The organism is Allobosea sp. 05L423, from assembly GCF_056397745.1.
This window is the reverse complement of sequence record NZ_JBFTOA010000002.1, coordinates 467,629-487,168: the sequence shown is the minus strand read 5'-3', so window position 1 is coordinate 487,168 and position 19,540 is coordinate 467,629. Positions and strand designations below refer to the sequence as shown.

General features: G+C 65.6%; 20 protein-coding genes and 1 tRNA gene. 6 read left to right on the top strand and 15 right to left on the bottom strand.

The features are described from left to right. Positions 1-33: 33 nt before the first annotated feature. From ntrC to dusB, 3 genes are read right to left on the bottom strand one after another with little or no spacing between them, the layout of a single operon-like run. Complete coding sequence (ntrC, locus tag AC1DNE_RS06330) at positions 34-1,485, bottom strand: nitrogen regulation protein NR(I) (protein ID WP_441470424.1); 1,452 nt, start codon at positions 1,483-1,485, stop codon at positions 34-36. Positions 1,486-1,493: 8 nt separating this feature from the next. Further along, positions 1,494-2,633, bottom strand: coding sequence for a two-component system sensor histidine kinase NtrB (locus AC1DNE_RS06325; RefSeq protein WP_441470743.1), 1,140 nt, complete (start codon positions 2,631-2,633; stop codon positions 1,494-1,496). Between the two features lie 27 nt (positions 2,634-2,660). Then, positions 2,661-3,689: a tRNA dihydrouridine synthase DusB gene (gene dusB / locus AC1DNE_RS06320; RefSeq protein WP_441470423.1), complete on the bottom strand. Its 1,029-nt coding sequence runs from the start codon at positions 3,687-3,689 to the stop codon at positions 2,661-2,663. A gap of 107 nt (positions 3,690-3,796) precedes the next feature. Between dusB and AC1DNE_RS06315 the strand changes: the two genes are divergently transcribed. Continuing rightward, entirely contained in the window at positions 3,797-5,032 is a 1,236-nt protein-coding gene (locus AC1DNE_RS06315; protein WP_441470422.1) for a bifunctional 2-C-methyl-D-erythritol 4-phosphate cytidylyltransferase/2-C-methyl-D-erythritol 2,4-cyclodiphosphate synthase, read from the top strand. Positions 5,033-5,036: 4 nt separating this feature from the next. Continuing rightward, positions 5,037-5,525, top strand: coding sequence for a CinA family protein (locus AC1DNE_RS06310; protein ID WP_441470421.1), 489 nt, complete (start codon positions 5,037-5,039; stop codon positions 5,523-5,525). A gap of 77 nt (positions 5,526-5,602) precedes the next feature. Here the strand turns inward: AC1DNE_RS06310 and AC1DNE_RS06305 are convergent, their stop codons facing one another. The 10 genes from AC1DNE_RS06305 to AC1DNE_RS06260 all read right to left on the bottom strand — a co-directional run bounded on the left by AC1DNE_RS06305 (position 5,603) and on the right by AC1DNE_RS06260 (position 13,834). Continuing rightward, entirely contained in the window at positions 5,603-6,079 is a 477-nt protein-coding gene (locus AC1DNE_RS06305; RefSeq protein WP_441470420.1) for a type II toxin-antitoxin system RatA family toxin, read from the bottom strand. 13 nt (positions 6,080-6,092) lie between these two features. Beyond that, entirely contained in the window at positions 6,093-7,100 is a 1,008-nt protein-coding gene (gene lipA / locus AC1DNE_RS06300) for a lipoyl synthase (protein ID WP_441470419.1), read from the bottom strand. Between the two features lie 101 nt (positions 7,101-7,201). Then, positions 7,202-7,480 (bottom strand): GlsB/YeaQ/YmgE family stress response membrane protein, encoded by a 279-nt coding sequence (locus AC1DNE_RS06295; RefSeq protein ID WP_441470418.1) that lies wholly within the window; start codon positions 7,478-7,480, stop codon positions 7,202-7,204. Positions 7,481-7,545: 65 nt separating this feature from the next. Then, positions 7,546-7,776, bottom strand: a complete 231-nt coding sequence (locus tag AC1DNE_RS06290) for a GlsB/YeaQ/YmgE family stress response membrane protein (protein WP_476840975.1) — start codon at positions 7,774-7,776, stop codon at positions 7,546-7,548. Positions 7,777-7,822: 46 nt separating this feature from the next. Then, complete coding sequence (gene lpdA / locus AC1DNE_RS06285) at positions 7,823-9,274, bottom strand: dihydrolipoyl dehydrogenase (RefSeq protein ID WP_476840974.1); 1,452 nt, start codon at positions 9,272-9,274, stop codon at positions 7,823-7,825. A 15-nt stretch (positions 9,275-9,289) separates the two neighbouring features. Next, complete coding sequence (locus tag AC1DNE_RS06280) at positions 9,290-10,642, bottom strand: pyruvate dehydrogenase complex dihydrolipoamide acetyltransferase (protein ID WP_441471077.1); 1,353 nt, start codon at positions 10,640-10,642, stop codon at positions 9,290-9,292. Positions 10,643-10,657: 15 nt separating this feature from the next. Further along, entirely contained in the window at positions 10,658-12,055 is a 1,398-nt protein-coding gene (locus tag AC1DNE_RS06275) for a pyruvate dehydrogenase complex E1 component subunit beta (protein ID WP_441471076.1), read from the bottom strand. Between the two features lie 60 nt (positions 12,056-12,115). Beyond that, positions 12,116-13,204: a pyruvate dehydrogenase (acetyl-transferring) E1 component subunit alpha gene (gene pdhA, locus AC1DNE_RS06270; RefSeq protein WP_441471075.1), complete on the bottom strand. Its 1,089-nt coding sequence runs from the start codon at positions 13,202-13,204 to the stop codon at positions 12,116-12,118. A 174-nt stretch (positions 13,205-13,378) separates the two neighbouring features. After that, positions 13,379-13,690, bottom strand: a complete 312-nt coding sequence (locus AC1DNE_RS06265) for an FtsB family cell division protein (RefSeq protein WP_441471074.1) — start codon at positions 13,688-13,690, stop codon at positions 13,379-13,381. Positions 13,691-13,759: 69 nt separating this feature from the next. Continuing rightward, positions 13,760-13,834 (bottom strand) — tRNA-Lys (locus AC1DNE_RS06260). Positions 13,835-14,066: 232 nt separating this feature from the next. On the opposite strand from AC1DNE_RS06260, the gene AC1DNE_RS06255 reads away from it, so the two are divergent. Beyond that, complete coding sequence (locus tag AC1DNE_RS06255) at positions 14,067-15,854, top strand: peptide ABC transporter substrate-binding protein (RefSeq protein ID WP_441471073.1); 1,788 nt, start codon at positions 14,067-14,069, stop codon at positions 15,852-15,854. A 46-nt stretch (positions 15,855-15,900) separates the two neighbouring features. On the opposite strand, the gene AC1DNE_RS06250 is transcribed toward AC1DNE_RS06255, so the two are convergent. Continuing rightward, entirely contained in the window at positions 15,901-16,593 is a 693-nt protein-coding gene (locus AC1DNE_RS06250; RefSeq protein WP_441471072.1) for a GntR family transcriptional regulator, read from the bottom strand. Positions 16,594-16,784: 191 nt separating this feature from the next. Between AC1DNE_RS06250 and aroQ the strand changes: the two genes are divergently transcribed. Continuing rightward, positions 16,785-17,252 carry a type II 3-dehydroquinate dehydratase gene (gene aroQ, locus AC1DNE_RS06245; protein WP_441471071.1) on the top strand — a complete coding sequence of 156 codons (468 nt, stop codon included), beginning with the start codon at positions 16,785-16,787 and terminating at the stop codon, positions 17,250-17,252. Positions 17,253-17,302: 50 nt separating this feature from the next. Here the strand turns inward: aroQ and AC1DNE_RS06240 are convergent, their stop codons facing one another. Beyond that, positions 17,303-17,968, bottom strand: coding sequence for a TetR/AcrR family transcriptional regulator (locus AC1DNE_RS06240; protein WP_441471070.1), 666 nt, complete (start codon positions 17,966-17,968; stop codon positions 17,303-17,305). Between the two features lie 220 nt (positions 17,969-18,188). On the opposite strand from AC1DNE_RS06240, the gene AC1DNE_RS06235 reads away from it, so the two are divergent. Together AC1DNE_RS06235 and AC1DNE_RS06230 are read left to right on the top strand one after the other, a co-directional pair. Then, positions 18,189-18,857: an amino acid ABC transporter permease gene (locus AC1DNE_RS06235; protein WP_441471069.1), complete on the top strand. Its 669-nt coding sequence runs from the start codon at positions 18,189-18,191 to the stop codon at positions 18,855-18,857. A 7-nt stretch (positions 18,858-18,864) separates the two neighbouring features. After that, a complete protein-coding gene (locus AC1DNE_RS06230) occupies positions 18,865-19,506 on the top strand; it encodes an amino acid ABC transporter permease (protein ID WP_441471068.1) in 642 nt (213 codons plus the stop codon). The last annotated feature ends 34 nt before the right edge of the window (positions 19,507-19,540 follow it).

The following is a 19,540-nucleotide window of genomic DNA, read 5'->3' as shown; positions in this document are numbered from 1 at the left end:
ATATGACATGGACAAGGCGGGCGTTCCGGCCGCTCACCGCGGCGAGCGGACAACCTGCATATCGAGCTCGCGGATCTTCTTGCGCAGGGTGTTGCGGTTGAGGCCGAGCAGCTCGGCAGCCCGGATCTGGTTGCCGCGCGTCGCGGCCAGCGCCGCGGCAATCAGCGGCGGCTCGATCTCGCGCAGGATGCGGTGATAGAGGCCCGGCGGGGGGATGTTCTCGCCGAAACCGCCGAAATACTGGCTGAGATGGCGTTCGACAGAGCCGGACAGGGTCTCGGCGCGTTCCGGGGCGGCCGGGCTGCTCGAATATCCCGCCCCGGCCGCTGCCGGCTGCAGTTCGGCCTCGACGATCGGGGCGGTGATCGTCTCCTGTGGATAAAGCGCAGCCAGGCGGCGGACCAGATTCTCCAGCTCGCGGACGTTGCCGGGCCAGCGGTAGCGACGCATCACGTCCATCGCTTCCGAATCGACCTGCTTGCGCGGCAGTCCCTCCTTCTCGACCAGCGAGAAGAAATGGCGGACGAGATCCGGGATGTCCTCGACGCGTTCGCGCAGAGGCGGCAGCCGGATCGGCACGACGTTCAGCCGGAAGAACAGGTCCTCGCGGAACAGCCCCTGCGCGATCGAGATCCGCAGATCCTTGTTGGTCGCCGCGATGATGCGGACATTGGTCTTGATCGGCGTGCGCCCGCCGACGGTCGTGTACTCGCCTTGCTGGAGCACGCGCAGGAGGCGGGTCTGTGCCTCCATCGGCATGTCGCCGATCTCGTCAAGGAAGAGCGTGCCGCCTTCCGCCTGCTCGAAGCGGCCGGAGGAGCGCGTCAGCGCCCCGGTGAAGGCGCCCTTCTCGTGACCGAACAATTCGGATTCGATCAGGTCCTTCGGGATCGCCGCCATATTGATCGCGACGAAAGGACCGTTCTTGCGCTTGCCGTAGTCGTGCAGCGCCCGCGCCACCAGCTCCTTGCCGGTGCCCGACTCGCCGTTGATCATCACGGTCAGGTCGATCGGCATCAGGCGGGCGAGCGCGCGGTAGACGTCCTGCATCGCGGGCGAGCGGCCGATCAGCGGGATGTCCTCGGGCTCGGCGGCGTGGCTGCGTGCGGTCTCGCCGCGGGGCCGCGACATGGCGCGGCCGACGATGGCGACGAGTTCCTTCAGGTCGAAGGGCTTCGGCAGATATTCATAGGCGCCGCGCTCGGACGCCTTGATTGCCGTCATGAAGGTGTTCTGCGCGCTCATCACGATGATCGGCAGTTCGGGCCGCACGCGCTTGATGCGCGGCAGCAGGTCGAAGGCGTTCCCGTCCGGCATCACGACGTCGGTGATGATCAGATCGCCGAGGCCCTGAGCGGCCCAGGTCCACAATGTCGCGGCCTGGCCGGTGGTGCGGACTTCATAGCCGGCCCTGGCGAGCGCCTGATTGAGGACGGTGCGGATCGCGGCGTCGTCGTCGGCAACGAGGATATGACCGGTCGGCATGTGTTCGATTAGGCCTTGCGTTGACTGCCCTGACCAAGCTGGTGCAGCGGCAGAAGGATCCTGAATTGCGTGCGGCGGGGGACGGACTCGCATTCGACGATTCCGCCATGGTCGCCGATCACCTTGGCGACGAGTGCAAGTCCAAGGCCACTTCCCTGTGCCTTGGTGGTGACGAAGGGATCGAACAGGTGCTGGACGAGGTCGTGCGGCACGCCCGGGCCGTTGTCGCGGATGACGATTTCGAGCGGCAGCGCGATCCTTTCGGACGATCCGGGAACCTGCATGCGGATGCCCGGGCGATAGGCCGTCGACAGCGTGACCTCGCCGTCGATCGCATGTCCGCCAATGGCTTCGGCGGCGTTCTTGACCAGATTCAGCAGGACCTGGACGAGCTGATCGCGATTGCCGGACACAGGCGGCAGGGAGGGATCGTAGACTTCGGAGAAGCGAATGTGGCGGGCGAAACCCGACTGCGCCAGGCGCTTCACATGATCGAGCACGTCATGGACATTGACCGGGTCGCGTTCGCTCGGCCGCTCGTCGCCGAAGAGCTCGACACGCTCGACCAGCTTCACGATGCGATCGGTCTCGTCGCAGATGAGCTGGGTCAGCATTCGATCCGCATCCGAGATCGAGCCTTCGAGCAATTGCGCCGCTCCGCGGATGCCCGAAAGCGGGTTCTTGATCTCATGGGCGAGCATGGCGCCGAGTGCGGTGATTGAACGAGCTGCCCCTCTATGCGTCAATTGCCTGTCCATTTTTTCAGCAATTGTCCGTTCTTGCAGCATCAGGACGACGGCGTCGCCCTGGCTGGGCAACGGAGAGGCAAAAACATCGACGGTACGATCACTGCCGAGGCGCGGCGAGCCAAAGTCGAGACGGTATTCGCTGACGCTCGCGCCACGGCGCTGCACCTCCTCGATCAATCCCAGGATCGGCGAGCCGAAGGCGACGAGATCGTCGATGCGCTGGCGCTTGAGCACGGCGGCGCTCGACTGGAAAAAATCCTCAGCCGCTGTGTTCGCGTAGATGACCACGTGCCCTTCGCCGATGACCAGGACCGGCATCGGCAGGACATTCAACGTCTGAACCTCGATAGCGTCGAGCAAATAGGTCCGCCCGCTCGCGAGCCCCTTGTCGGCAAACATCGCCGTCATCGGCCCTTCCTTTCCGTCTCATGCCGCTTCGCGGCTTCGTTCCGTCGAAAACAGCCCCGCAAGCGCCGCGAGGACCTGGCGAGGATCTTCCGAAGTGAGCAGCGTCCGCCGCAGCTCGGGATTCGGCTCACAGCCCTCCGCCACGGCCTCGTCGGCATAGGCGGCGAGGTGCTTGCGGGCGTGGCGCACGCCATGCGCCGTTCCCATCAAGGTCAGCAGCCCTTCATAGTGTTCCTGCGCGACGCCGAGCTTGTCGGCCAAGGTCAGGGGCGCCAGCTTGCGGCCGTCGAGTGCGGCCCCGATCTCGCCGACCAGCCAGGGGCGCCCGAGTGCCGCCCGTCCAACCATGACGAAGTCGGCTCCCGACTCGGCGAGACAGGCTTCGGCATCGGCGACATCGTGAATGTCGCCGTTCGCCACCAGCGGAAAATCACCGGCCGCCCGCACGGCGGCGATGGCGCGCCAGTCGGCCTTGCCCTTGTAGAATTGCTGGCGGGTGCGGCCGTGGACGGTGATCATCCGCGCCCCTGCGGCGACGGCGCGGCGCGCGAGCTCGGGGGCGTTGCGGGAGGCGTCGTCCCAGCCCAGCCGCATCTTGACCGTCACGGGCACCGTGGTGGCGGCGACAGCCGCCTCGACCAGCGCCACGGCGTGATCGAGATCCCGCATCAGCGCAGAGCCTGCCCAGCCACCGGTCACCTTCTTTGCCGGGCAGCCCATATTGATGTCGACGATCGCCGCACCGTTGGCCTCGGCCAGCCTTGCAGCCTCGCCCATCCAATAAGGGTCGCATCCGGCGAGCTGGACGACATGGGGCGAGACACCCTCGCCCTCGGCGCGGATGCGCGCTTCCTCGCTGCCTCGGACAAATTCGTCCGATGCCACCATTTCCGAAACGACGATCCCGGCATGGCGGCGTGCTGCCAGCCGGCGCATGACGATATCGGTCACGCCGGACATCGGCGCCAGAAAGGCGCGGGATTCGATTGATATTCCTGCGATGTTCAAACGGCCCAGCCTGCTTTTGAGGCAACTTTCAGCATGCATATTTATTGGACAATGCTGCAGGAGCGCAAGGGTGTACAGATTTATGTTGCACTGCAGCGACAACAGACCCCCTGCCCTGTGCGGACGGAATTGGCTATGGCTGCCGCATGAACAGCCATCCTGCAGAATCCATCCCCGCTTCCGGCCGCGCCGATAGCCGCATTCCGGTGGCGGCCCTGCTCGTCGCTGCCGGGCGCGGGCTGCGCGCGGGCACAGGCGAGCCGAAGCAGTATCGGCTCGTCGACGGTGTTCCGGTCCTCGCGCGCGCGCTCACCCCGTTTCTGGCCGAACGCGCGATCGGCCGCGTGGTGGTCGTCATCGGTGAGGACGACGAAATCCGCTACGCCAATGCTGTCGCCGGGGTCGACGACGACCGGCTTGCGGCTCCGACGCTGGGCGGTGCGACCCGGCAGGATTCGGTGCGACGCGGATTGCTCGCGCTTGCACGCGAGGGTTTCGACGGTATCGTTTTGGTCCACGACGCCGCCCGCCCCTTCGTCTCGCAGGCGCTGATCGGCGCGGCGATCCGCGCGCTCGGCGAAACCGGTTTGGCGGCCATCCCCGCGCTGCCGGTCACGGACACGGTCAAGCGCATCGACGCCGGCGGCCATGTCGCAGAGACCCCGTCGCGCGACCAGCTCGTCACCGTCCAGACTCCGCAGGCTTTCCGCTTCAGGCCCCTCCTGGCGGCGCATGAGGCAGCCGAAACGGCTTCGCTGCACGGCTTCACCGATGATGCGGCCTTGATGGAGTGGGCCGGCCACCTGGTCGCGACCTTCAAGGGCGAACTCGCCAACATCAAGCTGACCCATGCCGCGGATTTCCGCCGCACGGATGCGCGCCCCGGCCAGACGCTCGTGACGCGGGTCGGCACCGGCTATGACGTCCACGCCTTCGGTCCGGGCGACCATGTCTGGCTCGGTGGCGTCGGGATCGCCCATGACCACGGCGTCGTCGCCCATTCGGATGGCGACGTGGCGCTCCATGCCCTGACGGATGCCCTGCTCGGTGCGCTGGCCGATGGCGATATCGGCACGCATTTCCCGCCGAGCGACCCGCAATGGCGCGGTGCTGCCTCAGCGCAGTTCCTGGCTTTTGCCGCCGAACGGGTGCGCCTGCGCGGCGGGCGCATCGACCATCTCGATCTGACGATCGTCTGCGAGGCACCGAAGGTAGGGCCGCATCGCGAGGCCATCCGCGCTGCGATTGCAGCGGCCGCCGGCATTCCGGTCGAGAAGGTCGCAATCAAGGCGACGACCTCCGAGCGCATGGGCTTCACGGGCCGGCGCGAGGGCCTCGTCGCACTGGGAACGGCGACGATCCGGTTGCCCGAAGCGGAGTAGCGCGATGTTCGATGCCGAAGTCACGACGCTGTCCGAGACCGTATTGGCAATGTGCCGTGAAGCCGGTCTCAGGGTCGCCACCGTCGAATCCTGCACAGGCGGCCTCGTCGCGGGAGCGCTTACGGCGATTGCCGGCTCCTCCGATGTCGTGAACGGCGGTCTGGTGACTTATTCGAACGCAGCCAAGACGGCACTCGCCGATGTGGCGGCTGAACTGCTCGAAGCGCATGGTGCCGTCAGCGAGCCGGTGGCGCGCGCCATGGCCGAAGGCGGCCGCGCCCGGTTGTCCGCCGATCTGGCCGTCGCGATCACCGGGGTCGCAGGTCCGGGCGGAGGAACGGAGCGCAAGCCGGTCGGCCTCGTGCATTTTGCCTGTGCGACGTCCGCCGGGACCGTGCACCGCGAAATGCGCTTCGGGAATTTGTCGCGCGACGAGATCCGGCGGCTCTCCGTGATCGTCGCGCTCGAGCTGCTGCGGGACGCTGCGCGCTGAACTGCCTCAGCGGGGAAGGCGGTGCCAGATCGCCGGGAGGCATCAACCGCTGGCCGAGCGTCGGCTGCGCGTCGAGATCAGGTACCCGTCACTGCCTTTGACGCGGCTCCGCCATAGACCAGATCGGCCCGGCGCGCGAAGGCCTCCGAAAACTTGTGGAAGGCCTTGTCGAACATCGCGCCCATCAGCATGCCGAGCATGCGGCTGGCGAACTCGTAGGTGATGAAGAAGCCGACCTCGCAGCCCGTCTCGAGCGGCTTGAAGGTCCAGCGGTTCTCCAGATGGCGAAACGGACCGTCGACATACTCGACGAGGATCTTGAGGTTCGCCGGATCGAGCGTGACGCGGCTGGTGAAGGTCTCGTGGATGGCCTTGTAGCCGACGGTCATGTCGGCCAGTAGCACCTCGCCGCCGCCTTCGCGCGACGTGCGCCGACGCACCGCCAGCCCCTCGCAGAGCGGCAGGAACAGCGGGTACTTCTCGACATCCGCCACAAGCGCAAACATCTGCTCGGGCGAATGCTTCACCCGGCGGGTGCTGTTGAACATCGGCATGGCAGCGCTGCCGTTACTGGCCCAGCCGCGCCGCCCGGTTCGCGCGCAGCCGCGCGAAATCCTCGCCGGCATGGTGCGAGGAGCGGGTCAGCGGCGTCGAGGACACCATCAGGAAGCCCTTGGCATAGGCGATGGTCTCGAAGCTCTTGAACTCGTCGGGCGTGACGAAACGGATCACGGCGTGGTGCTTGCGCGAGGGCGCGAGATACTGGCCGATGGTCATGAAATCGACCTCGGCCGAGCGCAGGTCGTCCATCAACTGCAGCACCTCGTTCCGCTCCTCGCCAAGGCCGACCATGATGCCGGACTTGGTGAAGATCGTCGGATCGAGCTCCTTCACCCGCTGCAGCAGCCTGAGCGAATGGAAATAGCGCGCACCCGGCCGCACCTTGAGGTACTTGCCCGGAACGGTTTCGAGGTTGTGGTTGAAGACGTCGGGCCTGGCCGCCACGACGACCTCGAGCGCGCCGGGCTTGCGCAGGAAGTCGGGCGTCAGGATCTCGATCGTGGTGCCGGGCGAGGCCTTGCGGATCGCGTGGATGACCTCGGCGAAATGCTGGGCGCCGCCGTCCTTGAGGTCGTCGCGGTCGACCGAGGTGATGACGACATGTTCGAGCCCGAGCTTGGCGACGGCTTCCGCGACCTTCCGTGGCTCCTCGAGGTCGAGAGCCTGCGGCACGCCGGTCTTCACGTTGCAGAAGGCGCAGGCCCGCGTGCAGGTGTCGCCCATGATCATGAAGGTGGCGTGCTTCTTTTCCCAGCACTCGCCGATATTCGGGCAGCCGGCCTCCTCGCAGACCGTGACCAGCTTCTCGGCTTTCACGATCGCCTTGGTCTCGGCCCATTTGGGCGAGCCCGGCGCCTTGACGCGGATCCAGTCCGGCTTGCGCAGGACGGGGTTTTCCGGGCGCTTCTGCTTCTCCGGATGGCGCACCTCGCCCGCAACTGGGGCCGGCTGCGCCTTCGGATTGCCGGCGTTGGGCCGCGGATCGCGGTTCAGCAGGTCGAGAACAAGCGCCATGTCGGGGTCCGGGCTTCAAAAGCAGGAGCCGGCACTGCCGGCTCCTCCCTAGCTAATCCCCAAAGCTCGCTCCCGCAACTGCCGGGCCGCACTGGACGGCCTCAACTGCGGCTGCGGGCCGCATTCCAGATCGCGATGATGATGACCGCGCCGGCAATGGCTGCGATCAGCGTGCGCCAGAAGCCGAAGACCGGAATCTGCAGGAGTTCTGCCACCCTCGTTCCCACGAAGGATCCGGCGACGCCGACCAGCATGTTGGTGAAGAGGCCGTGATCGGACGAGGTCAGGCGCTCGGCGATCCAGCCGGCGAGCACGCCGATCAGCAGCGTCATGAAGAAACCGTAGCCCGGCTGGGCCATGGTGGCGGCAAAGCTTTCCATCGAAGAAGTCCCCCTAGCCATGCGCGAATGCGCCGGATAACGATGACGGCGGCCGGCGGTTCCGGTCAGGCAATGAAGCGCGCCAGCAGGATGACGAGGATCGCGCCCAGCACAGCCATGCCGGCATCGTCGAGAAAGCCGTAGCCGGTATTCAGCCGCCAGCCGGTCAGCCGCACGATGCCCTGCCCGACCAGCATGCCGAGCACGCCGACGACGGCATGACGGATCAACCCGCCACCACCAACCACGAGGCTGGCGACGAAGCCCGTGACGGTTCCGAACGCCACGGTCGGCAACACGACGCTCCAGTCGAGCGGCAGCGTCCGGCGCGGCGGCAGAACCTCAACCTCTTCGTCGCGAACGACGCGGTCGGGTTTGGGCGGTTTGCGGGTGCGAGGCGGCATGGCGCCAATATGGAGCGCAGGCAGGCCGGCGCCAAGTCGAAGCGTCATTCTCGGGCGGCGCAAAGCGACGACCCGAGAATCTCTTGCAGGATGAGGCTACTTCCGGGCCGACCAGATGGGCGCCGAGCAGCTTGCCGGTCTTGGCGTCGAAGATCGTCTTGGCGAGGCCGCTGTCCTCGCCGAGCGCGACCGCCTTGCCGTTGGCGACGAAGTTGAAGCGGCCGACCTTGATCTCATGGCCGGCGGCCTTGGCCTTCGCCTCGGTCAGGCCGACACTGGCGATCTGCGGGTGGCAATAGGTGCAGCCCGGGATCATCAGCTTGTCCATCGGATGCGGATGCAGCCCCTTGATCGCCTCGACGCAGATCACCGCCTCATGCTCGGCCTTGTGGGCCAGCATCGGCGGGCCGGCGACGTCGCCGATGGCGTAGATGCCCTTGACGTTGGTCCGGCAGAAATCGTCGATGACGATGCAGCCGCGATCGGTCTTCACGCCGAGCGCCTCGAGCCCGATGTTCTCGATATTGCCGACGACGCCGACGGCCGAGATCATGCGGTCGGCGGTGATCGTCTGCTTGCCGCCCTTCTCGTCCTCGATATGGGCGGTGACGGAGTCGGCCGATTTCTCGACCTTGGTCACCTTGGCCGATGTCAGGATCTTCATGCCCTGCTTCTCGAAGGCTTTTCGCGCGAAGGCGCCGATCTCGGCATCCTCGACGGGAACGACCTGCGGCAGCACCTCGACSACCGTCACCTCGACGCCCATCGTCCGGTAGAAGGAGGCGAATTCGATGCCGATGGCGCCGGAGCCCATCACCAGCAGCGATTTCGGCATCTTGGCCGGGACCATCGACTCGAAATAGGTCCAGATCAGCTTGCCGTCCGGCTCGAGGCCAGGCAGCGCGCGCGGCCGGGCGCCGGTCGCGACGATGATGTGGTCGGCGGTATAGGTGCCCTCGCCCTTGGCGTTCTTCGGCACCGGCCCYTGCGGCTGCATCGCCGGCTTCTTGGTCGGCGCGACCGCGATCGTGCCGGGCTTGGYCAGCTTGGCCTCGCCCCAGATCACGTCGACCTTGTTCTTCTTCATCAGGAACTGGACGCCGTTGTTCATCCGCACGGCGATGCCGCGCGAGCGCTTCACGATCGCCTCCAGATCSGCCTTGAACGAGCCTTCCAGGACCAGCCCGTAATCCTTGGCRTGCTCGCCATAGTGCAGGATCTCGGCCGAGCGCAGCAGCGCCTTGGTCGGGATGCAGCCCCAGTTCGAGCAGATGCCGGCGAGATGCTCGCGCTCGACGATCGCGGTCCTGAAGCCGAGCTGCGCGGCCCGGATGGCGGCGATGTAGCCGCCGGGGCCGGAGCCGATGACGATGATGTCGTAGTCAGCCATGATCGTTCTCCGACCTCACACCAGCATCGCCATGGGCTTCTCGATATAGCCCTTGAACGCCTGCAGCAGCTCGGCGCCGAGCGCGCCGTCGACGGCGCGGTGGTCGGTCGAGAGCGTCACCGACATCACCGTCGCGACGGCCGGCTGGCCGCCCTTCACGATGACGCGCTGCTCGCCGGCGCCGACGGCCAGGATCGTCGCATGCGGCGGATTGACGATGGCCGCGAAGTCCTTGACCCCGAACATGCCGAGGTTCGAGACTGCCGTCGTGCCGCCCTGATACTCCTCGGGCTTCAGCTTGCGGGCCTTGGCGCGGGCCGCCATGTCCTTCATCTCGTTGGAGATCTGCGACAGSSTCTTGTGGCAGGCATCGCGGATGATCGGCGTGATCAGACCGCCCGGAATCGAGACGGCGACGCCGACATCGGCATGCTTGTGCTTGAGCATCGTGTTCTCGGTCCAGGACACGTTCGCATCCGGAACGGCCTTGAGCGCCAGCGCCAACGCCTTGATCACCATGTCGTTGACCGAGAGCTTGTAGGCCGGCTTGCCGTCCGTTTCCGGCGCTGCAGCATTGAGCTCCGCGCGTAGCTTGAGCAGCGCGTCGAGCTCGCAGTCGACCGTCACGTAGAAATGCGGGACGGTCTGCTTGGCCTCGGTCAGGCGGCGCGCGATCGTCTTGCGCATGCCGTCATGCGGGACCTCCTCATAGGAGCCCGGCTCGAACAGCTTCTTGATCTGTTCGTCGGAGGGGCCGGCAGCAAGCGGCGCGGCGGCGGGCTTGGGCGCAGCCGGAGCGGCAGAAGGCGCAGCCGCCGGGGCGGCCTTGGCTCCGCCGCCCTTCCTGGCTGCCTCGACATCCTTCTCGACGATGCGACCATGCGGACCAGTGCCGTTGATGGCGGCAAGATCGAGCCCGGCGTCCTTGGCGATGCGGCGCGCCAAGGGCGAGGCGAAGGGCCGGCTGCCGTTGGCCTTGGCGGCGGCGGGAGCGGACGCAGCCGGGGCAGAAGGCGCCGCCGCGGGAGCCGGAGCCTCCGCCTTCGGCGCTTCAGCCTTCGGAGCCTCAGCCTTCGCGGGCGCAGTGCCGGCAGCCGCGGGGGCGGAGACGCTCTTGGCATCCTCGCCCTCGCCGGCGATCACGCCGATCACCTCGTTGACGGCGACATCCGCCGTGCCTTCCGGCACCACGATCCTGGCGAGGATACCCTCGTCGACCGCCTCGACCTCCATGGTCGCCTTGTCGGTCTCGATCTCGGCGATGATGTCGCCGGACTTGATCGTGTCGCCTTCCTTCTTCAGCCATTTGGCGAGATTGCCCTTCTCCATCGTCGGAGAGAGCGCGGGCATCAGGATGTTGGTTGGCATCGGTCAGCCCCCTTCTCAGCGATAGCAGACGGCCTTGGCCGCCGCGATGACCTCGCCGATGTTCGGCAAAGCGAGCTTCTCGAGATTCGCCGCATAAGGCATCGGCACGTCCTTGCCGGTGACGCGGGCGACCGGGGCGTCGAGATAATCGAAGGCCGCTTCCATGATCTTCATGCCGATCTCGGCGGTGACGCCGGACTGCGGGAAGCCCTCCTCGACCGCGACGCAGCGATTGGTCTTCTGCACCGAGGCGATGACGGTCTCGATATCCATCGGGCGGATCGTCCTGAGGTCGATGACCTCGGCCTCGATGCTTTCCTTGGCCAGGGCCTCGGCGGCGCCGAGCGCATAGGTCATGCCGATGCCGAAGGAGACGATCGTCACGTCCGTGCCCGGGCGCACGACCTTGGCCTTGCCGATCGGAATCAGGAAGTCGTCGCCCTTCGGCACGTCGAAGGACTTGCCGTACATGATCTCGTTTTCGAGGAAGATCACCGGGTTCGGGTCGCGGATCGCGCTCTTCAGCAGGCCCTTCGCGTCGGAGGCGCTGTAGGGCACGACAACCTTGAGGCCGGGCACGTTCGAGTACCAGGCGGCATAGTCGTGGCTGTGCTGGGCGCCGACGCGGGCCGCTGCACCGTTCGGGCCACGGAACACGATCGGTGCGCCCATCTGGCCGCCGGACATGTAGAGCGTCTTGGCGGCGGAGTTGATGATGTGGTCGATCGCCTGCATGGCGAAGTTGAAGGTCATGAACTCGACGATCGGCCTGAGGCCCGAGAGCGCCGCGCCGACGCCGATGCCGGCGAAGCCGTGCTCGGTGATCGGCGTGTCGATGACGCGCTTCGGCCCGAACTCCTGCAGCAGACCCTGCGTGACCTTGTAGGCGCCCTGGTATTCCGCGACCTCCTCGCCCATCACGAAGACATCGCCGTCGCGGCGCATCTCCTCGGCCATGGCGTCGCGCAGCGCCTCGCGGACCGTCTGGCTGACGATCTCGGCGCCCGCCGGGAATTCGGACGAGGCGTCGTAGGCCTTGGCCTGGGCCGGGACGCTCTGCGGCGCACTGGCGGCAGGCGCCTCCTCGGCCTTCGCCGCCGGAGCGGCCTCGGCCTTGGGCTCGGGCGCCGCCGCCTTGGCCCCGCCGCTTGCCGCGGCGCTGACGTCCTCGCCGTCGGCGGCGATCACGCCGATCCGCGTGTTGACCGCGACATTGTCGGTGCCATCCGCGACGAGGATCTTGGCGAGGATGCCCTCATCGACCGCCTCGACTTCCATGGTCGCCTTGTCGGTCTCGATCTCGGCGATAATGTCGCCGGGCTTAACCTGATCGCCCTCTTTTTTCAGCCACTTGGCCAGTTTTCCTTCCTCCATGGTGGGAGAAAGGGCAGGCATGAGAATGTCGATCGGCATGAACGCACCCGGATTCTAAAACGCGGGAAAGACGGTGAGCGGGCCAGAGGCGCGGGGCTTTCAGCCCTGCGCCGGCTCCAGCAGAATGTCGGTGTAGAGCTCGGACGGATCGGGCTCGGGGTCATGCGTGGCGAACTCGGCCGCGTCGTTGACGACCTCGCGCACCTTCGCGTCGATCGCCTTGAGCTCGTCCTCGCCGATCTTGAAGTCGCGGATCAGGCGGGCGCGGACCTGCTCGATCGGGTCGTGCTCCTCGCGCATGCGCTGGACTTCGTCCTTGGAGCGGTACTTCGCCGGGTCGGACATCGAGTGGCCGCGATAGCGGTAGGTCTGCATCTCCAGGATGTACGGCCCCTTGCCCGAGCGGGCGTGCTCGATCGCACGCAGGCCGGCCTCGCGCACGGCGCGGACATCCATGCCGTCGACCTGCTCGCCGGGAATGTTGAAGGAGATGCCCCGGCGCGAGAAATCGGTCTGGGCCGAGGCACGGGTGACCGCGGTGCCCATGGCGTAGCGGTTGTTCTCGATGATGAACACGACCGGCAGCTTCCAGAGCTCGGCCATGTTGAAGCTCTCGTAGACCTGGCCCTGATTGGCCGCGCCGTCGCCGAAATAGGTCAGCGATACGGTATTGTCGCCGCGATACCAGTCGGCGAAGGCCAAGCCGGTGCCGAGCGAGACCTGCGCGCCGACGATGCCGTGGCCGCCGTAGAAATTCTTCTCGCGGCTGAACATGTGCATGGAGCCGCCCTTGCCGCGCGAATAGCCGCCGCGCCGGCCGGTCAGCTCAGCCATCACACCGCGCGATTCCATGCCGCAGGCCAGCATGTGACCGTGGTCGCGATAGCCCGTGATGACCTGATCGCCATCCTTGGAAGCCATCTGCATGCCGATGACGACGGCTTCCTGGCCGATATAGAGGTGGCAGAAGCCGCCGATCAGGCCCATGCCGTACATCTGGCCGGCCTTCTCCTCGAAGCGGCGGATCAGCAGCATCTCGTGATAGGCGTGGAGGTCTTCGTCCTTGGTGAAGCTCGGCGTGTTGCTGAGCGCGGCGGAGGCCTTGCCCGCCCCCTCCTTGGCACTCCGCGCCTTCGCGGCGGCTTTCGGTTGAGCGGGAGCTTTCGACTTACGCGCAGCAACAGCCATCAGGCGGCCCTCCAAGGTCATCTGATCTTTGTTTTAGAGGATCACAAAAACCTTGGCGAGCACGCTATCTCGCAATGCAGCATGGCTTAAGTCGCTGGAAAATCAGCGATCTATCACCTTAACCGATTTTCAGTTAATCGATACGTCTGGGACTATGTGCCGTATCGTCAGAACTCAGCGTCCCATGATCACGACGTCGTTCTTGTGCGTGCGGCCGAGGATGGCGCGCGCGTTCTCTTCCAGGAGGTCGCGATCGACCGCCTCGTCTCTGACCAGCGAGAGGCGATGTTCCCAGGATTTGCGCTCGGCGACAAGCCCGGCGAGTTCCGCCTCCATATCCCGCAGCGATTCACGGACGGCGCCGCGCGCCTCGAGGCCGCGCGCGCCATGCTGCGCATGGAACATGAAATAGGCCACCGCTGCTCCCGAAACGAGATAGAGCGCCAATGTCACGAAGATCGAGCGGAGACCGCGGCGGATAACCATGGCGCCACGCTAGGAAAACTTGGTTTCCGGCGAGTTAACGGAGGGCGCGGCCTGGGAATTTTGCTGTTCTGGTGAGCGGGGTGGGGATCGAACCCACGACCACATGATTAAAAGTCACGTGCTCTACCACTGAGCTACCCGCCCTCACCGAGGCGCTGACATACGGAGCCATGCCGCCCGGGTCAACTCGTTCGATGAAATCGTCACCATCTCAAGCGCCGCCAGCCCTCCGACAGACGAAACCGGGCGTTTTCTTGCGGCATCGCAGCATCGGAACTGCTGGACGCCCTCCCCCTCCCATGCATTCTGGGGGCGCCCATAACAACGAACGGCGATTCAACGCCGGGGGATTCCAACTGATATTGGGAGAGATAGAATGGACGAACGGGAAATCCGCGGCCTCGTCGCGGATGTGAAGGGCGGCACGCTGTCGCGACGATCCTTCATCCAGAAGATGGCGGCGGTGGGTATCACCGCCCCGATCGCGAGCCAGATCCTGGCTTGGAACGATGTCGCGATGGCAAACGCCGCGCTACAATACAAGCCGACCAAGGCCGGCGGCGGCGGGGCACTGAAGATCCTGCTCTGGCAGGCTCCGACCCTGCTCAACCCGCATTTCGCCTCCGGCACCAAGGACCAGATCGCCTCGCGCATCTTCTTCGAGCCGCTCGCCGGCTGGGACAAGGAGGGCAACCTCTTCCCCCAGCTCGCCGCCGAGATTCCGAGCAAGGCCAATGGTGGCCTCTCGGCCGATGGCACGACCGTCATCTGGAAGCTGAAGCCGGGCGTGAAGTGGCATGACGGCAAGCCGTTCACCGCCGACGACGTCGTCTTCACCTGGGAGTATGCCGCCGATCCCGCGACCGCTGCGTATACGACCGGTTCCTACACCAACATCAAGGTCGAGAAGATCGACGACCTCACCGTCAAGGTGATCTTCAAGGACCCGACGCCGTTCTGGGCCGATCCCTTCGTCGGCGTCGCCGGCATGATCATCCCGAAGCACCATTTCGGCGACTACAAGGGCGCCAAGTCGCGCGAGGCTCCGGGCAACCTGAAGCCGGTCGGCACCGGCCCCTACAAGTTCGTCGACTTCAAGCCAGGCGACATCCTGACGGGCACCCGCAACGAGGACTACCACGTCAAGAACCAACCGCATTTCGACACGCTTGAAGCCAAGGGCGGTGGTGACGCGGTTTCGGCGGCGCGTGCCGTGCTCCAGACCGGCGAATACGACTATGCCTGGAACATGCAGGTCGAGGATGAGATCCTCAAGCGCATGGAGACCGGCGGTCGCGGCAAGGTGGTGGCGGTTCCCGGCGGCGACATCGAGTTCATCATCCTGAACACGACCGATCCGTGGACCGAGGTCGATGGCGAGCGCTCGAGCGTCAAGACCAAACATCCGACGCTGTCCGACCCGAAAGTACGCGAGGCGCTCAACCTGCTGATCGACCGCGACTCGATCCAGAAGTTCATCTATGGCCGCGGCGGCACCGCGACGGCGAGCTTCGTCAACGAGCCCAAGCAGTTCAAGTCGCCCAAGCTCAAATACGAGTTCAATATCGACAAGGCCAACAAGATCCTCGACGACGCCGGCTGGAAGAAGGGCGCCGACGGCATCCGCGAGAAGGACGGCAAGAAGCTCAAATACGTCTTCCAGACCTCGATCAACGCCCCGCGCCAGAAGACCCAGGCCATCATCAAGCAGGCCTGCCAGCGCGTCGGCATCGACCTCGAGCTCAAGTCGGTCACGGCCTCGGTCTATTTCTCTTCGGACGTTGCCAACCCGGATACCTACACCAAGCTGTACTGCGACATGGAGATGTACACCACGACGCAGCCGCAGCCCGATCCGGAGCGCTTCCTCAACCAGCTCGTCTCCTGGGAGATCGCCAACAAGGAGAACAAGTGGCTGGGCCGCAACGTCTCGCGCTACTCGGACCCCGAGGCCGACAAGGCCTACAAGGCCGCCCAGAAGGAGTTCGATCCGGCCAAGCGCGCCGCGCTGCTGATCAGGGTCAACGAGATCTTCTGCGAGGCCAATATCCTGCTGCCGATCCTCTCACGCACGGTCGTCGGCGCTTCCGCCAACAACCTGGAGGCCGACATCTCGGGCTGGGAGGTCACGACCTGGAATCTGGCGGCCTGGTATCGGACCTGAGCGCACCGCCAATCCAACAGGACCGGCCCCTTCGGGGGCCGGTCCGCTAGTCCAACAAGCCCCGCTCGAGCGCTACGTCGACGCAGCCGAGGATATGGCCGCGCAGGAGCCGCTGCCCCTCGCCTGCGTCGCGGCGCAGCGCACAATCGAGCAAGGCGCGATGCTCGCCGATCGAGGTCGGCCCCCAAAAGATGAAGAACACCATCTGGTAGCGCAGATAGCGCTCGTAGATGCCGGCATGAAGGTCGAGCAGCGCCCTGGAGCCGCAAGCCGACACCAGCGCCTGATGAAACTCGAAATCGTAGCGCTTCCACTGCTGCGTGCCGGAATCGTCGTCGGCGAGCAGGCGCTCCTCCATGCGGGCGAGCTTGTGATGGGCGGCGACGACGCGCCCTTCCCATTCCATATCGCCGGCCGCGAAGGATTGCGCGAGCGCGTGACATTCGATCAGCAGCCTGAGATCGGCGAGTTCCTGGAGCTCGCTGGCCGTGCAGGGCGCGACCTGGAAGCCGCGCTGCCCCTCGGCGACGACAAAGCCCTCCGGCGCGAGGCGGTTGAAGATCTCGCGCAAGGTGCTGATGCCGACGCCGTAGACCGCGCGCAGCCTGTCCAGCGTCAGCTTCTGGCCCGGCTGCAGGCGCCCGAACACGATATCCTGCCGGATCCGCTCATAGGCATGCTCGCCCGTCGACAGCGCGGCGATCCCGTCGCCGCCGATATCCGGTGCCGCATCCATCATGGCATCCCCTCACCTGCTCGATTCAGACTAAGCCGCGGGGTCGGCGACGCCAACCAAAAAGCAGCTTGTCGGATAATTAGCAGATGATCTGACAATTATCAGTTGATTTGAGGCCGACCCCGGATAAGATCGCCAGCATAAGAAGTCGACGGAGCGATGGTCTCCGCAGCGAACGATCTCGGGAGGACATCATGTCGGCAGGCGAGAAGCCGGCGGCCGGGCGCGGCTGCATCTACATCCTGAACGGCCCCAACCTGAATCTGCTGGGGCAGCGCGAGCCGGCGATCTACGGATCCACGACGCTGGCCGAGATCGGCGAGCGCTGCGAGGCGAAGGCCAGGTCGCTCGGCTTCGCCGTCGATTTTCGCCAGACCAATTTCGAGGGCGAGTTGGTCGAAAGCGTTCAGCAGGCGCGCCAGGAAGCCTGCGGCATCATCATCAACCCGGCCGGCTACAGCTTCACCTCAGTCGCGCTGCTCGACGCGTTGAAGATGTTCGAGCGTCCCAAGATCGAGCTGCACATCTCGAATGTGCATGCGCGTGAGAGCATCTACCACAACTCCCTGGTGTCGCGGACGGCGACAGGGATCATCATCGGGCTCGGCGCCGCCGGCTATGAACTCGCCATCCAGGCCATGGCTGGGCTGGTGGAAGCCTGACGATGGCCTCCGCCGCCGCAAGCCGGATCGTCGGTAAGGAGCGGCAGCCTTCAGCGGCGCATCATGCGCAGCACGGTGTCGATGGCAGCGGCCCTGCGGCGCGCCAGCGCCTCGGGTGCCCCCATGTCGTGGCCGAAGACCTGGCGGATGCTGGCGCGGTTCGAGACGTTGTAGAAGGCGAGCGCGCTGATCGTCAGGTGGATGTCGATCGGCTCGATTCCGGCCCGGAAAATGCCGGCCGAGATGCCACGCTCGTAGGCCTCGCGGATCATGTCGATCACCGAGAGGTTGAGCGTGGAGATCCGGTCGGAGGTCGCAAGGTGCCGGCCGTGATGGATGTTCTCGATCATCACCATCCGCACGAAATCCGGGTTCTCGGCATGGTAGTCGAAGGTGAAGCCGGTCAGCAGCGCGATCGCCTCCTCCGGCTCCAGGCTGGCGAGATCGAGTCCGCGCTCGAAGCTGCGGATCCGCTCGTACATCTCTTCGAGGACGGCGCGGTAGAGCCCCTCCTTGTCTCCGAAGTAGTAGTAGATCATCCGCTTGCTGGTCGCGGTTCGGGCCGCGATCTCGTCGACGCGCGCGCCGCTCAGGCCGTTCTCGACGAATTCGAGACGCGCGGCCTCGAGAATGCTGCGGCGCACGCCCTCCGGGTCCTGCGTCCAGGAGGCCGATTTCCGGCTGGCTCCCTGCGGTTTGGTCGCTGCTTTGCTCATGTTCTACGCGGTGCCTTGCCGTTCCGCCGGCGTTCGGCGGCACTCAAATGGACAGCTCGGTTAATTTTGCTTGACCAAATGAACTAACTGGTACAATTAACACACCATCGGCTCCGCGCAAGCTGCGCGTGCGGACGACAAGGCCCTCGCCAGAAGGGCCGCGACGACAGACGGGACCCGGATCGACCCCTTCAGAAGGTCGGCCGTTTTGGGAAGCGCCATGAACTACAAGCTCGATTTCGCACCTGTGATCGAGGGCATGCCCGACCTGCTGATGGGCTGCCTCGGCACCTTCCTGCTGGCGCTCGCCGGCATGGCTTTGGCGATCGTCATCGGTATTGGCGGGGTCATCCTGCGGGATTCCCGCTTCTCTCCGATCCGCTTTCTGGTGAAGGCGTTCGTCGAGGTGATCCGCAACACGCCCTTCCTGGTGCAGATCTTCTTCATCTACTTCGCGCTGCCGCTGACGGGCCTGAGGCTCGACCCGACGCCGACGGCGATCATCGCGCTCGGCATCAATGGCGGCGCCTACGCCATCGAGATCATCCGCGGCGGCGTGCAGTCGATCAGCAAGGGCCAGATCGAGGCCGGGCTGGCGCTCGGCTTGCACAAGGCGCAGGTCTTCCGGCTGATCGTGTTGAAGCCTGCGCTGCGCGCGATCTTCCCGTCGCTCACCAGCCAGTTCGTGCTGCTGACGCTGACCACCTCGGTCGCCTCGGCGATCTCGGCCTATGAGCTGACGTCTGTGGCGCAGCGGATCGAGTCCGACAGTTTCCGCTCCTTCGAGGTCTACGGCACGATCACGCTGTTCTACCTCGTGATCTCCTGGGTGATGATGCGCTTCTTCGCGGCGATCTCGGCCCGTTACTTCAGCTATCCGGTGAAGTGAGGGCGCCATGGGCTGGAACGAATTCCTCTTCCTCCTCACCGGCCTGAAATGGACCGTGGCGCTGTCGGCGATCGGCTTCGTCTTCGGCTCCGTCTCCGGGCTCGGCATCGCGCTGATGCGCACCTCCGGCCATTCGCTGCTTGAACGGATCACGGCCAGCTACATCGCCCTGTTCCAGGGGACGCCGCTCCTGATGCAGCTTTTCGTCGTCTATTACGGCCTCGCGCTGATCGGGCTCAGGCTCGATGCCTGGGTCGCGGTCGCGATCGGCTTCACCCTGCATGCCAGCGCCTATCTCGGCGAAATCTGGCGCGGCTCGATCGAAGCCGTTCCGAAGGGCCAGACCGAGGCCGCCAAGGCGCTGAGCCTGCACTATGCCTCGCGGATGCGGGACGTGGTCCTGCCGCAGGCGATCCGCATCTCGCTGCCGGCGACGGTCGGTTTCCTGGTCCAGCTGATCAAGGGCACTTCGCTTGCCGCCATCGTCGGCTTCACCGAGCTGACGCGGGCCGGCAACATCGTCTCCAACCAGATTTTCCAGCCGCTGCTCGTCTTCGGGATCGTCGGCATCCTCTACTTCCTGCTGTGCTGGCCGCTGTCGCTCTACGGCTCGCATCTGGAGCGGCGCATGGCCATCGCTGCGCGCTGAGCAGACCAAGCTTCACCGCCTAGTCCAACCACCA

What these genes read in the sequence shown, in the direction of transcription:
- AC1DNE_RS06305 (WP_441470420.1), bottom strand. Translation starts at nt 6,079, where the DNA reads ATGCCGATGTTCAACAGCACCCGCCGGGTGAAGCATTCGCCCGAGCAG.
- AC1DNE_RS06235 (WP_441471069.1), top strand. Translation starts at nt 18,189, where the DNA reads ATGAACTACAAGCTCGATTTCGCACCTGTGATCGAGGGCATGCCCGAC.
- dusB (WP_441470423.1), bottom strand. Translation starts at nt 3,689, where the DNA reads ATGCATGCTGAAAGTTGCCTCAAAAGCAGGCTGGGCCGTTTGAACATC.
- AC1DNE_RS06255 (WP_441471073.1), top strand. Translation starts at nt 14,067, where the DNA reads ATGGACGAACGGGAAATCCGCGGCCTCGTCGCGGATGTGAAGGGCGGC.
- AC1DNE_RS06275 (WP_441471076.1), bottom strand. Translation starts at nt 12,055, where the DNA reads ATGCCGATCGACATTCTCATGCCTGCCCTTTCTCCCACCATGGAGGAA.
- AC1DNE_RS06310 (WP_441470421.1), top strand. Translation starts at nt 5,037, where the DNA reads ATGTTCGATGCCGAAGTCACGACGCTGTCCGAGACCGTATTGGCAATG.
- pdhA (WP_441471075.1), bottom strand. Translation starts at nt 13,204, where the DNA reads ATGGCTGTTGCTGCGCGTAAGTCGAAAGCTCCCGCTCAACCGAAAGCC.
- aroQ (WP_441471071.1), top strand. Translation starts at nt 16,785, where the DNA reads ATGTCGGCAGGCGAGAAGCCGGCGGCCGGGCGCGGCTGCATCTACATC.
- AC1DNE_RS06240 (WP_441471070.1), bottom strand. Translation starts at nt 17,968, where the DNA reads ATGAGCAAAGCAGCGACCAAACCGCAGGGAGCCAGCCGGAAATCGGCC.
- ntrC (WP_441470424.1), bottom strand. Translation starts at nt 1,485, where the DNA reads ATGCCGACCGGTCATATCCTCGTTGCCGACGACGACGCCGCGATCCGC.
- AC1DNE_RS06230 (WP_441471068.1), top strand. Translation starts at nt 18,865, where the DNA reads ATGGGCTGGAACGAATTCCTCTTCCTCCTCACCGGCCTGAAATGGACC.
- AC1DNE_RS06315 (WP_441470422.1), top strand. Translation starts at nt 3,797, where the DNA reads ATGAACAGCCATCCTGCAGAATCCATCCCCGCTTCCGGCCGCGCCGAT.
- AC1DNE_RS06325 (WP_441470743.1), bottom strand. Translation starts at nt 2,633, where the DNA reads ATGTTTGCCGACAAGGGGCTCGCGAGCGGGCGGACCTATTTGCTCGAC.
- AC1DNE_RS06295 (WP_441470418.1), bottom strand. Translation starts at nt 7,480, where the DNA reads ATGGAAAGCTTTGCCGCCACCATGGCCCAGCCGGGCTACGGTTTCTTC.
- AC1DNE_RS06250 (WP_441471072.1), bottom strand. Translation starts at nt 16,593, where the DNA reads ATGATGGATGCGGCACCGGATATCGGCGGCGACGGGATCGCCGCGCTG.
- AC1DNE_RS06265 (WP_441471074.1), bottom strand. Translation starts at nt 13,690, where the DNA reads ATGGTTATCCGCCGCGGTCTCCGCTCGATCTTCGTGACATTGGCGCTC.
- lipA (WP_441470419.1), bottom strand. Translation starts at nt 7,100, where the DNA reads ATGGCGCTTGTTCTCGACCTGCTGAACCGCGATCCGCGGCCCAACGCC.